This window comes from Kribbella sp. NPDC003557, from assembly GCF_040610805.1.
Taxonomy (GTDB): Bacteria; Actinomycetota; Actinomycetes; order Propionibacteriales; family Kribbellaceae; genus Kribbella.
This window is the reverse complement of record NZ_JBEXMY010000014.1, coordinates 95,269-107,738: the sequence shown is the minus strand read 5'-3', so window position 1 is coordinate 107,738 and position 12,470 is coordinate 95,269. Positions and strand designations below refer to the sequence as shown.

General features: G+C 69.6%; 10 protein-coding genes. 6 read left to right on the top strand and 4 right to left on the bottom strand.

Annotated elements, in window-relative coordinates; all coding sequences use genetic code 11:
• Positions 1–8: 8 nt before the first annotated feature.
• Together ABZW60_RS39615 and kduI are read right to left on the bottom strand one after the other, a co-directional pair.
• Positions 9–764: an SDR family oxidoreductase gene (locus ABZW60_RS39615; protein ID WP_355485812.1), complete on the bottom strand. Its 756-nt coding sequence runs from the start codon at positions 762–764 to the stop codon at positions 9–11.
• Complete coding sequence (kduI, locus tag ABZW60_RS39610) at positions 761–1,585, bottom strand: 5-dehydro-4-deoxy-D-glucuronate isomerase (RefSeq protein ID WP_355485811.1); 825 nt, start codon at positions 1,583–1,585, stop codon at positions 761–763. The genes ABZW60_RS39615 and kduI overlap by 4 nt, the downstream gene beginning before the upstream one ends.
• Before the next feature lie 151 nt (positions 1,586–1,736).
• Between kduI and ABZW60_RS39605 the strand changes: the two genes are divergently transcribed.
• From ABZW60_RS39605 to ABZW60_RS39590, 4 genes are all read left to right on the top strand, one after another.
• Entirely contained in the window at positions 1,737–3,248 is a 1,512-nt protein-coding gene (locus ABZW60_RS39605) for a sodium:solute symporter family protein (RefSeq protein ID WP_355485810.1), read from the top strand.
• Between the two features lie 52 nt (positions 3,249–3,300).
• Complete coding sequence (locus ABZW60_RS39600) at positions 3,301–3,486, top strand: tautomerase family protein (RefSeq protein WP_355485809.1); 186 nt, start codon at positions 3,301–3,303, stop codon at positions 3,484–3,486.
• A 155-nt stretch (positions 3,487–3,641) separates the two neighbouring features.
• Positions 3,642–4,667, top strand: a complete 1,026-nt coding sequence (locus ABZW60_RS39595; protein ID WP_355485808.1) for an aspartate-semialdehyde dehydrogenase — start codon at positions 3,642–3,644, stop codon at positions 4,665–4,667.
• Positions 4,668–4,707: 40 nt separating this feature from the next.
• Complete coding sequence (locus ABZW60_RS39590; protein ID WP_355485807.1) at positions 4,708–7,434, top strand: BTAD domain-containing putative transcriptional regulator; 2,727 nt, start codon at positions 4,708–4,710, stop codon at positions 7,432–7,434.
• Here the strand turns inward: ABZW60_RS39590 and ABZW60_RS39585 are convergent.
• Entirely contained in the window at positions 7,422–8,948 is a 1,527-nt protein-coding gene (locus ABZW60_RS39585; protein WP_355485806.1) for a peptide-N4-asparagine amidase, read from the bottom strand. The two genes, ABZW60_RS39590 and ABZW60_RS39585, sit on opposite strands and share 13 nt — an antisense overlap.
• Positions 8,949–9,129: 181 nt before the next feature.
• On the opposite strand from ABZW60_RS39585, the gene ABZW60_RS39580 reads away from it, so the two are divergent.
• Positions 9,130–10,965: an AMP-dependent synthetase/ligase gene (locus ABZW60_RS39580; RefSeq protein WP_355485805.1), complete on the top strand. Its 1,836-nt coding sequence runs from the start codon at positions 9,130–9,132 to the stop codon at positions 10,963–10,965.
• A gap of 141 nt (positions 10,966–11,106) precedes the next feature.
• A complete protein-coding gene (locus ABZW60_RS39575) occupies positions 11,107–11,523 on the top strand; it encodes a hypothetical protein (protein ID WP_355485804.1) in 417 nt (138 codons plus the stop codon).
• Positions 11,524–11,540: 17 nt separating this feature from the next.
• Here the strand turns inward: ABZW60_RS39575 and ABZW60_RS39570 are convergent, their stop codons facing one another.
• Positions 11,541–12,233, bottom strand: a complete 693-nt coding sequence (locus ABZW60_RS39570) for an IMP cyclohydrolase (protein ID WP_355485803.1) — start codon at positions 12,231–12,233, stop codon at positions 11,541–11,543.
• Positions 12,234–12,470 lie beyond the last annotated feature (237 nt).

Here is a 12,470-nt window from a genome sequence, read left to right as displayed (position 1 = left end):
GCCACTCCCTACCTGGCCAGCCAGCCACCGTCGACGGCCAGCACGTGGCCGTTCACGTAGTCCGCCGCCGCCGAACCGAGGAAGACCGCGGCCCCGACGACGTCCTCCGGCCGCCCCCAGCGACCGGCCGGGATGCGTTGCCGGATCGCGGCCTCGCGGTCCGGGTCCGCCCGCAGCTCGGTGGTGTTGTCGGTACTGATGTACCCGGGCGCGATCGCGTTCACCTGGACCCCGGCCGGTCCCCACTCGTTGGCCAGCGCGCGGGTCAGCCCCGCCACCGCGTGCTTGCTGGCCGTGTAGGCCGGGACGGTGATCCCGCCCTGGAAGCTCAGCAGCGACGCGATCGTGACGATCTTCCCGCGACCGCGGGCCGCCATCGCGGCCCCGATCGGACGGGTCACCGCCCAGGTCGAGTTGAGGTTCACGTCGATCACGTGCTGCCAGTCCGCGGTCGTCGTCTCGGCCGCCGGCGCCCGCCGGATCGTGCCGGCGTTGTTGACCAGAATGTCGACCGTCCTGTTGTCGACAATCTCCGTTGCGGCGTGTTCGACCGCGGCCGGGTCGGCGAAGTCTGCGGTCACCACCGTCGCGTCGCCGCCACCGTTCTGCTTGATCGCCTCGAGGGTGTCCTCGAGCGCGGCGTCCCGGGCCATCAGGATCAGCTCGGCGCCGGCCGCGGCGTACCCGGCCGCGATCGCCGCGCCGATCCCGCGCCGGGCCCCGGTGACGAGCGCGATGCGTCCTTCGAGGCTGAAGGACGTCACCGCAGATCCCGGACGTCGACACCGTCCATGTCGCCGAACGCCTGGTTCTCGCCGGCCATCGCCCAGACAAAGCTGTACGACGACGTGCCGCAGCCGGAGTGGATCGACCAGCTGGGGGAGATGATCGCCTGGCGGTCCGCGACGAGCAGGTGCCGCGTCTCGGCGGGCTCGCCGAGCAGGTGCACGATCCGCTCGGTCTCCGGGAGGCCGAAGTACAGGTAGCACTCGGTCCGGCGGTCGTGGGTGTGCGCGGGCATCGTGTTCCAGGTGCTGCCCGGGTGCAGGGTCGTCACGCCGAGCACGATCTGACAGCTCCGGACCCCGCCCGCGTGGATGTACTGGTCGATCGTGCGACGGTTCGCGGTCTGCTGATCGCCGAGCTCGAGCCGGTTGCCCTCGCCGGGATCGACCTGCGCGGTCGGGAAACTCGTGTGCGCGGGCGCGGAGAAGACGTAGAACGCGGACTCGGGTCCCTCGAAGACGACGTCGCGCACCCCGCGGCCGACGTACAGGCAGGCACCGGTGGTCAGCTCGTACTTCGTACCGTCGGCGGTCACCGTGCCGGGCCCGCCGACGTTGACGATGCCGGCCTCGCGGCGCTCGAGGAAGAACTCGCTGCGCAGCTCGGGATAGGTGTCGAGGATCAGCGGCCCGCTCGTGGGGCGGGCGCCGGCGAGCACGATCCGGTCGTGGTGGGTGAGCATCGCGGTGACGGCGCCGGGGACGAAGAGATCGTCCACCAGGTAGTGGCGGCGCAGTGCGGCCGTGTCGAAGCCGGGCAGCTGCTCGGGATGGGTGGCGTGCCTGATCTGCAGAGTCACGGAACTAGGTTCTACTCAGCAGAACCACCTGTCAATCGTCGCAGAGCGCTGGAACAAGGCCGGCAAATGTTCCAGGTTCCGTCTCTTGACACCGGGTTCTGGTGAATGGAACCTTCCAGTCACTCGCCCATCGCCCCTGGGAGGATCTGTGATGACCGCTGTGGACTGGTCTGTCCTGGTCGGCTACTTCGTGCTGATGGTGCTGATCGGGGTCTGGTCACGCACCAAGATCAAGACGGTCGTGGACTACTTCACGACCGGAGGCCGGATCCCCTGGTGGCTGTCCGGCATCTCGCATCACATGTCCGGCTACAGCGCGGTGATGTTCGTCGCGTTCGCGGCCGTCGCCTACACGTACGGCATCACCGTCTACGTCTGGTGGGCGATGACGATCGGCGTCGGTGTCGGCATCGGCGCGTTCCTGTTCGCGGCACGGTGGAACCGGCTGCGCGCGAAACACGGGGTCGTCTCGCCGTTGGAGTACCTCGCGCGCCGCTACAACCTGCCGACACAGCAGGCCCTCGCGTATTCCGGTGCGGCGCTGAAGGTCGTCGACATCGCGTCGAAGTGGGTCGCGATCGCCGTGCTGCTGAACGGATTCACCGGCGTTCCGATCCGGTGGGGGATCCTGCTGACCGGTGTGGTGACGATGCTGTACGCCACGCTCGGCGGGCTGTGGGCCGACGTACTCACCGACTTCGGGCAGTTCGTGATCCAGTTCGGGGCCGGCGTCGCGATGTTCATCGGCGTGCTCGCGCACCTGGACGGCGTACCGACGGTGTGGACGATGTGGGACCAGCTGCCGGCCGGGCACGGCGACGCGCTGAACGGGCCGTATACGCCGATCTTCTTGATCGCGTTCCTGTTCATCAAGACCTTCGAGTACAACGGCGGCATGTGGAACCTGGCGCAGCGGTACATGGCCGCGCCGTCCGGGTCCGCGGCGAAGAAATCCGCCCTGCTCTCCTCGGCGCTGTGGCTGGTCTGGCCGCTGATCCTGTTCATCCCGATGTGTGCGGCGCCGCTGCTGGTGCAGCCGGGCAAACCCGAGCAGTCGTACGTCGCACTCGCGCAACTGCTCCTGCCGACCGGGCTGATCGGGCTGGTGCTGGCCGGGTTCTTCTCGCACACGATGGCGATGGTGGCCTCGGACGCGAACGCGATCTCGTCCGTGATCACGCGTGACCTGGCGCCCGTGCTCGTGCCGCGGGTGCGCCGGCTGACCGATGCCGCGACGCTGAAGATGGCGCGGATCGTCACGTTCACGTTCGTCACGGTCAGCATGCTGATCGCGATCGCGACGAACGGCGAGGGCGTGGTGCTGAAGATCGTGGTCGACCTGGTCGCCGCGACGATGGGACCGATCGCGATCCCGTTGATGCTCGGCCTGCTGCCCTGGTTCCGGCGCAGCGGATCCCGTGCCGCGCTGGCCTCGTGGGCGATCGGGCTGGTCGCCTGGGCGATCGTGAAGTACGGCGTCGGCTCCACCGACACGACACTGGTCGTCGCGTTGCCGTTGGCAACTTCTCTGGTGGTGTACGGCGGGCTCGGGCTGCTGCTGCCGGAGAACCGGACCGAGGTCGACGAGCTGGTCGGCTCGCTGAACACCGACCCCGCCGAGACCGACGAGGTCGCCGCCCGCCGGGCCGCGGCCCTGTCCTGAATCTGAAACACTGTCCCACGACACGGAACTAGCCCCTTAGGAGAACCGCCTCATGCCGAACATCACCGTCGAACTCCTCTCCGGCCGCACCCTCGACCAGCGCCGCGAGTTCGTCGCCGCGGTCACCGACTCCGCCATCGCCATCCTCGGCGCCAAGCGCGAATCGGTCCGCATCGTCTTCACCGAGATCGAGACCACCGACGTCGCCAACGGCGGCACGCTGGTCGCGGACGCCTGAGCCGCCGCCGGCCGGACCTCCAGCACTCACCAACCCAGCGCGGCCGGCCCCGGCTGAGCGTGCGGCCGCCGGAAGCGGGCCGGTTGGTGAGTGTCTGGGGTCCGCTGCGTGAAACCCGCAGGCATCGGTGCCGCCGACCAACTACTGTCGGGCGCATGCGAGTAGGTCTTTTCGGTGCGACGGGTCAGGTCGGCGGCGTGATGCGGGAGTTGCTGGTCGAGCGCGACTTCCCGGTGGACGAGGTGCGGTTCTTCGCGTCGGCGCGGTCGGCGGGGACGAAGCTGCCGTTCGGGGATCGGGAGGTCGTCGTCGAGGACTCGGCGACGGCGGACTTCTCCGGGCTCGAGCTGGCGCTGTTCTCGAACGGGAAGACGGCGTCGAAGGAGCTCGCGCCGAAGGTGGCCGCCGCGGGCGCCGTCGTCGTGGACAACTCGTCCGGCTGGCGGATGGACTCGGACGTGCCGCTGGTCGTCTCCGAGGTGAACCCCGAGGATCTCGCCACGATCCCGAAGGGCATCGTCGCGAACCCGAACTGCACGACCATGGCCGCGATGCCGGTGCTCGCCCCGCTGCACCGTGAAGCCGGCCTGACCCGCCTCGTCGTCGCGACCTACCAGGCCGTCTCCGGCTCCGGCGGCGTCGGCGTGAGCGAGCTCGAGGACCAGGCCCGCGACCTGGTGGCCGCCGGCGGCCGGCTCGCCCGCGGCGCCGACGGCATCGCGCTGCCCGAGCCCAAGGTGTACGCCGGTCCGATCGCCTTCAACGTGCTCCCGCTGGCCGGCTCGATCGTTGCCGACGGCACCGGTGAGACCGACGAGGAGCAGAAGCTCCGCAACGAGAGCCGGAAGATCCTGCACCTCCCGGACCTGCCGGTCGCCGGCACCTGCGTCCGCGTGCCGGTCTTCACCGGTCACTCGCTCAGCATCCACGCCGAGTTCGCCGAGCCGATCACGCCGGAGCGCGCGACCGAGATCCTGGGCAGCGCGCCGGGTGTCGCCGTCACGGACCTTCCGACCCCGCTGCTCGCGGCCGGCCAGGACCCGTCGTACGTCGGCCGCATCCGCCAGGACCAGTCGGTGCCGGGCAACCGCGGTCTCGTCCTGTTCGTCTCCAACGACAACCTGCGCAAGGGCGCCGCGCTGAACGCGGTCCAGATCGCGGAGCTGCTCGCCGCACGCTGACCCTGGGCGGGCCCTAGGATTGAACGCTCTGGCGAGGGAGGTGGCCAAGCTGGAGTTCCGGGTGCTGGGGCCGGTCGAGGTCAGGACTTCCGGCGGCGACGTCGTACCGTTGCCGTCGCGCCGCGGCGCGGTGTTGCTGGCCGCGCTCGTACTGCGGGCCAACCGCACGGTTCCCGTCGACGAGCTCGTCGACCTGCTGTGGGACGAGGACGAGCTGCCGAGCAACCCACGCTCGGCGCTGCAGGTCTATGTCTCCCGGCTGCGCGCCATCCTCGGCGACGCCGGCCGGTCGATGGTCCGCACGGGCGCCGGCGGCTACTCCCTCCACGTCGAACCCGCGCAGGTCGACGTCGAGGTATTCCGGGCGCTGGTCCGCAACGCCGCCGCGATCACCGATCCGGCCGACCGCATCGAGCCGCTCACGGCCGCCCTCGCGCTGTGGCGTGGCGAGCCGCTCGCGGGCCTCGACACCGGCACCGTCGCCCGCGAGCTGATCCCGCGCCTCGACGAGGAGCACCTCCAGGCCCAGGAGCTGTACTTCGAGGCACGGCTGGCGGCCGGCGAGTCCGCGGACCTCGTCCCCGAGCTGACCGAGCTCGCCGAGCGCCACCCGACCCGCGAACGCTTCTGGGCGCAGCTGATCCGCGCCCACCAGGCCTCCGGCCGGACCGCGCTCGCTCTGGCGACGTACGGCGATGTGGCCGAGCGGCTCCGCGATCTCCTCGGCGCCGACCCCGGTCCCGAGCTCAGGGACCTGCACGCCGAACTGCTCAGCGCGACCGACAACGCGACCGGATCCAGCGTCGTGCCGCGGCAGTTGCCCGCGTCCATCCCCGCGTTCACCGGCCGCACGGACGATCTCCGGCGACTGGACGAGCTGCTTCCGACCGCGAGCCTCGGCCTGGTCATCGGCCCGGCGGGCGTCGGCAAGACCTCGCTCGCCGTGCACTGGGCGCGCCAGGTCGCGGACCGTTTCCCCGACGGCGTGTTGTACGCCGACCTGCTCGGCTTCTCGCCCGTCGCGGAGCCGGCCGACCCGCAGGCGGTGCTGTCCCGCTTCCTGGTCGCGCTCGGCACCGCACCCGATCGGCTGCCGCCGAACGCCGAGGAGCAGGTCGCGCTGTACCGCAGCCTGCTGGCCGAGCGAGCGGTCCTGGTTGTCCTCGACAACGCCCGGTCCGGCGATCAGGTCCGTCCGCTCGCGACGGCCGGATCCCGCTGCCAGACCGTCGTCACCAGCCGCAACGAGCTGGCCGGTCTGGTCGCGACCGAGCAAGCCGAGCCCATCCGGCTGGACGTGTTCGACCAGGCCCAGTCCAAGCAATTGCTAGCGGCAAGGATCGGTGCGCGGCGGTTCGCGTCGGACCCGGAGAGTGTCGACGCGCTGGTCGAGCGGTGCGCCGGTCTGCCGCTGGCGTTGTCGCTGCTCGCGGCGCAGATCGCGCTGCGGCCGCGACGGACGCTGGCGTCCTTCGTCAGTGCGCTCGGCGAGGGTCCCCTGGACGCGTTGTCGACCGCGGACGGGGTCGGCGTACGGACGATCTTCTCGTGGTCGTACCGGCAGCTGCGGCCGGAGCTGGCCCGGATGTTCCGCCTCGTCACGCAGCATCCCGGCACCGAGATCACGCCCGGAGCGGCGGCCGCGCTGGCCGGCGTACCGATCCGGGAGGCGCGGCGGATGATCGCGGAGCTGGTCGCGAACCACCAGCTGATCGAGATCGAGCCGGATCGCTGGGTGCTGCACGACCTGTTGCGCGTCTACGGCCAGGAGCTGTGCGTGCCGAGCGAGGCGAAGGAGGCCTTCGGGCGGCTGCTGACCTACCTCGTCCATACCGGGTTCGCGGCCGCGGTGCTGCTCGCGCCGAGCCGGGTCCGGGTCGAGTTGCCGGACCTGCCAGCGGATGTCGAGGTGGTCGCGCCGACGACCCGCGACGAGGCGTTCGCCTGGTTCGATTCCGAGCAGCCGAACAATCTCGCGGTCCTGCGCGCCGCGGCCGGGCGTGCCGACGTACTGCTGTGGCTTTGTGTCTGGACGATCGCGGACTACCTCGACTTCCGGGGCCGGTCCGGGTACCCGCAGGCGCAACAGTTGGCGCTCGAGGCGGCCGTGCGGCTGGGCGATCTCCGCAAACAGGCGCACACGCGGCGCGATCTCGCCCGCGGGCACATGGCGATGCGCGAGTGGGACGAGGCGATCCGGCAGCACGAGCTCGCGCTCGGGATCGCGGAGGAGCTCGACGACGAGGCCGGTGTCGCGCACGGTGCTCTCGGGCTGGGGCGGGTGTACACGCGGATCGGGGACCATCGGCGGGCGATCGAGCACACCCAGCGGGCGCTGCGGATCTACGAGCGCACCGGTCATGTCGACGCGCGGGCCAACGCCCTCAACAACCTCGGCTGGTACCACTCCGAGCTCGGCGAGTACCAGGCCGGGCTCGACTACGCGCAGCAGTCCCTGAAGCTGTATGCCGAGGTGGATTCGGAGTTCGGCCGCGCCGTCGCCAGCGACACCAGCGGCTATGCGCTCGCCGGGCTCGGGCGGTTCGACGAGGCGATCGCGCTGTACACGGTCGCGGTCGACGTACTGCGCGGGCTGGGCCGGCGGCTCGACACGGCGGACTGCCTGATGGCGATGGCCCGCGTCCAGGATCGCGCGGGCCGCGGCGACGGCGCGGTCGCCAGCTACGCCGCGGCCCTCGAGATCCTGGACGCGCTCGACCATCCGGACGCGCAGCTCGTCCGCAACTGCCTCGCTCAGCAGCGGTAGAAGTCCTTCGTGTAGACGCCGTTCACCGCGGTCAGGGTGTGGTCGAAGCAGCCGTTTTGGCCGATCGCCCGGTAGCGCACGGTCTGGGTCCCGGTCGCGTGCCGCTGGTCCCGCGGTACGCCGTAGATCCAGGACGCGCGGCCGTCGTACGTCTCGGTGCTGGTCCGCGCCGGGGTGCGGATCGTGTCGTGGATCCTCAGGTCCGTGACCACGTCGTACCCGCCGGGGATCGTTGCGTTGGGCAAGAAGGTGAGGACGCCGTTCTTGCCGTAGTCGAGCTCGGTCCGCTCGACGCGGCCGTTGCTGATCGTGGTCGCGGTGTCCCGCCAGGTCGCATCGAGGGCGTCGCGGGACTCACCCGCGTCCCACGTGTGCTTGGAGACGTTGCTGAGCGTGCGGTTCACGCTCGTCCGCACGCGGCCGGCCGAGGTGTCGACGTACCCGCTGATCGACAGGGTGCGGGACGCGGTGGTGTCGACGGAGCCGGCCTGGTTGGGGGCGCCGGTGACGTCGTCGGTCTTCGCCAGCGGGCCGACGGCGTACGAGGTGAGGCTGCCGGTGGTCTGTGCGCGGTGCGGGTCCGTCCACACGTGGAGGTTCGGGACCGTGAACCAGCCGGACTGGCCGGCCGGTACGCCGTCGACGTGGACGCGGAACTCGTGCGGCTTGCCGTCGGTGAGCACGCCGGCGAACGGGGTCAGGTCGTAGGTCAGCGGCTTGATGTCGAACGCGCGGGGCGCGGGGGAGGGGCGCCACTCGTACGGGTTGGACCAGCCGCCGGTGTAGATGTACGGGTACGGCAGCGCGATCCCGGCGAGCTTGCCGTCGATGCTCACGTCGACCTCGCGGTACGGCGATCCGTCGGGGCACGAGTACCCGGTCGACGCGGGCGCGGACGTGTCCCAGAACTCCTCGCAGCCGCCGCCCGATCCGGTCACGTAGACCTCGCCGAGCAGGCGCGTCGTGTTGCGCGGCAACGTCGCCGTACCGATCAGGTCGGAGTCCTCGCGGATCTGGTCCTTCAGGGGGAGGACGGCGTTGGCGGTCCGGGCCGGCGGGGTGTGGCGGTCGGTCGTGTAGAAGTCGAGCGTCACGGTGATGTCGAGGACGCCGGTGTACGTGTCGTCGACGACGTTGCCGAGCTCCATGACGACGGGTTGCGGCGTCCGCAGCAGCGGGATGTACGACGTGACGTCCTTCTCCACGTCCCAGGCGATCCCGTCCGTGCTCGGCTCCGGGGTCGACGTACGGAAGACGCCGACGCCGCCGATCGTGATGTGGCCGAGGCGGTCGTACTGGACGCCCTTCACCGCGCCGTGCATCCGCACCACGACCTTCGACCACGGGCCCTGGCAGTCGGCCGGGGGCGTGTAGGTCGCCCGGTACGGGTCGAAGTTGCGGAACTGGTTCCGGACGATCTGCACCTCGCAGTGCCTGGTGTCCGGCACGGCCACCTTCGGCGCCGGCGTCCGCGGGTCGTCGTAGTCCGAGCCGAACTCCGACGGCGGGGTCACCGCGCGGGCTGGAGCGCCCAGAGTGAGGAGAAGAACGGATAGTGAGACAAGAGCCACCGACCGTATGCGCATGTTGCGGAAACGTAATGGAGAAGGTGCAGGTGGGCAAGCGAGTGCCATGGTCAGGCACCGCCCTAACCGATTACCCTCCGGTTACTTGACCCCCGATGGAGGCCAGTTCATGAAGCCTGTTGCCGATTCCGGACAGCTCGCACTCCTCAGCAACCGCAAGGGCACCATGGCCCAGATGTTCCTGGACCGGGTGTCGGCGACGCCCGAGCGGGAGGCGTTCCGGTTCCCGCGTGGGGAGCAGTGGACGTCGGTGACCTGGCGGGAGACCGAGGCGCTGACGCGCCGGCGCGCCGCCGGACTGATCGCGCTCGGCGTAGAGCCCGAGCAGCGGGTCGCGATCGCGTCGAGCACCCGGATCGAATGGATCGAGTGCTACCTGGCCGCCGTCCTGGCCGCGGCCGCGACCACCACGATCTACCCGTCGACGATCTCGGCCGACGTGGCGTTCATCGTCGCCGACGCCGACGTCCAGGTGGTGTTCGCCGAGGACGCGTCGCAGGTCGACAAGCTGCGCGAGCACCGCGCCGAGACGCCGTCGCTGCGCAAGGTCGTGCTGCTCGACGGCACGCCGCTCGAGAGTGACGGCGACTGGGTGATCGGGCTCGGCCAGCTCGACATGCTGGGGGACTCGTACCTCGCCGATCACCCGTCGATTGTCGACGATCGGATTGCCGGCATTACGCCGGAGACGTTGTGCACGTTGATCTACACATCCGGCACGACAGGACGCCCGAAGGGTGTCCGGCTGCCGCACTCGGTGTGGACGTACGAGGGCGCCGCGGTCGAGGGCATGCGGGTGCTGTCGCCGGACGACCTGCAGTTCCTGTGGCTGCCGCTGTCGCACGTGTTCGGCCAGGTGCTGCTCGCCGTCCAGTTCCAGATCGGGTTCGCCACCGCGGTCGACGGGCGGATCGACAAGATTGTCGACAATGCTGCTGTCGTCCAGCCGACCTTCATGGCGGCGGCGCCGCGGATCTTCGAGAAGGCGCACGCGCGGATCGTGACGATGATCCAGTCCGAGGGCGGCGTCAAGGCCAAGATGTTCGACTGGGCCTTCGGGGTCGGCGCGAAGGTTTCCGCGGTCCGCCAGTCCGGCAAGGAGCCGAGCGGCGTGCTGGCCGCCCAGTTCGCGGCGGCCGACAAGCTCGTGCTGTCGAAGATCCGCGCCCGGTTCGGCGGGCGGGTCCGGTTCTTCGTGTCCGGTTCGGCGGCGCTCGACAAGACGCTGGCCGAGTGGTTCCACGCGGCCGGTCTGCTGATCCTCGAGGGGTACGGGCTGTCGGAGACGTCGGCGGGGTCGACGCTGAACCGGCCCACGCAGTACCGGCTCGGCAGCGTCGGTCCGGCGTTCCCCGGCACGCAGTTCAAGATCGCCGAGGACGGGGAGATCCTGATCAAGGGCGACGGCGTGATGAGCGGGTACCACAACCAGCCGGAGCAGACCGCCGAGGTGATCGACGCCGACGGCTGGTTCCACACCGGCGACATCGGGCACTTCGAGGACGAGTTCCTCTTCATCACCGACCGGAAGAAGGACCTGTTCAAGACGTCCGGCGGCAAGTACGTGGCGCCGCAGGCGATCGAAGGCCGCTTCAAGACGATCTGCCCGTACGCCAGCCAGTTCATCGTCCACGGCAACCTGCGCAACTTCGTCTCCGCGCTCGTCACCCTCGACCCCGACGCGATCGAGGGCTGGGCCGCGGCGAACGGCCTCGGCGGCAAGTCCTACGCCGAGATCGTCACCTCGGACGCCGCCCACGCCATGGTCGAGGGCTACGTCGAAGAACTCAACGCCGGCCTGAACCGCTGGGAAACCATCAAGAAGTTCACCATCCTCGACCGCGACCTCACGGTGGAATCCGGCGAAATGACCCCGAGCCTCAAACTCAAGCGCAAACACGTCGAAACCCAGTACGCCGACGTACTGGACAAGATGTACGAGTAGCCGGGCGCCCTGGTCGGGTAATTCGGGTGAATGGGATCGCTGCCGCCGCGGCGAACCCCGCCCGTCATGTTGTGGTTCTGTCGCGCGGTCCGGAGCGATTGCGCCATTGACCAAGCGACGCGGCTGCGACAGCCTGCGGGGATGAGTGCGTGGATCGACAACGATGTCGAAGCGAAGGTACGGGCCGTCCTGTCCGAAGTGCCGGTGGTCAACGCCGATGGCCATCACTACGGGCGAGCCTGGATTACGACGTACCAACTTGCCATCAAGGTGGCTAAGAAGTTCCCCGACTTGGCGGGCCAGCTCAAGGTCAAGCTCGGTGGTGCTGGTACAGGTCAGCAGGTCAGTCTGGCGCAGTACCTGGCAAAGCAGTTGTCGACACAGATCAAGAAGCATGGCGATGCGTACCCGGTCGAGGGCGCGTTCCTCTCGGGCATCGACTTGACCGAGTTGACCTTCAGAACTGCCGAAGGAAACGAGCTGAGAAGCAGTGTGACAGGCAGTGGATACGACCTCTCATTGTTCCGGCTTCGCTCCGGCAGCAGCCCCATCAGCTGAGTGCACCGGTACTCGCATCAGGCACCACTCTCGTCTAGCCGGGATCGCAGGACAGCGCCGGTGAAGTCGGAGCGGTCCAGGGGGACGGTGACCGCGGCGACGCGAAGAGACGGCTGTAGGGATTGCCAGAGACTGTCGGTGACCTCGCCCCAGCGCAGGGGGATCGCCGTCATTTCGGGCCGCCCGTTGATGATCACGTTTTCCGCGCTACCGCCGTACGTCGTCGTCGTGAGCGCGCTGCCTGGCGCGACACGCGCGACGTACAACGACGGATGCTCGGTGAACTCCGGCGCCCCGTCGTACGGCCGAGCGGCCCCGATCACCACATCCGTCAGCCCGGCGGACGTGACAGTCGCGCCGGCGGTGATGCGTGGCGTGCGGATCGGCGGGTCAGGCTCGTAGGTGAGTCCGCGCATCGCACGTTGCAGATCCGGCTCCTCCCCACGAAGCGCCGCGAGCTCGGCAACCTGGGTCCCGTTCCCGACGATGACCCAGTCGTCCCCGCGGATCGCCGCCGTGTAATGCCGAAGATCGTCAGCCGGCCCGCCGGAGGTGTCCCGCACAACGATCTCGCGATCCCGCACCACAAGCTCCCGAGCTTGCGACGCAGCAGACCGCCCGGTCAACCAGTACGAGAAGAACGGCACTCCGTCCACATCCCGCCCAACCGCCAGCCCACGCCCCGGATACTCGACCCCATCCCTCCACATGGCCGCGAGCATACGCGCGCCACTGAACCCACCCAGCTGACATCCTGACCGCGATGACACCGGATGGCGGCCCGATCCTCTTCCTCGATGTCGATGGGACCCTCCTGCCGCACGGCGGCGAACCCGCACGCCGACTTCCGGTGGTGACCTGGGAGTCGGACAGCGAGCACGAGGCGGAGGACCGTTGGTTCGGCCTGCACTGGAAGACACGCGGTCTGATGGAGTGGGCAGGAGGCC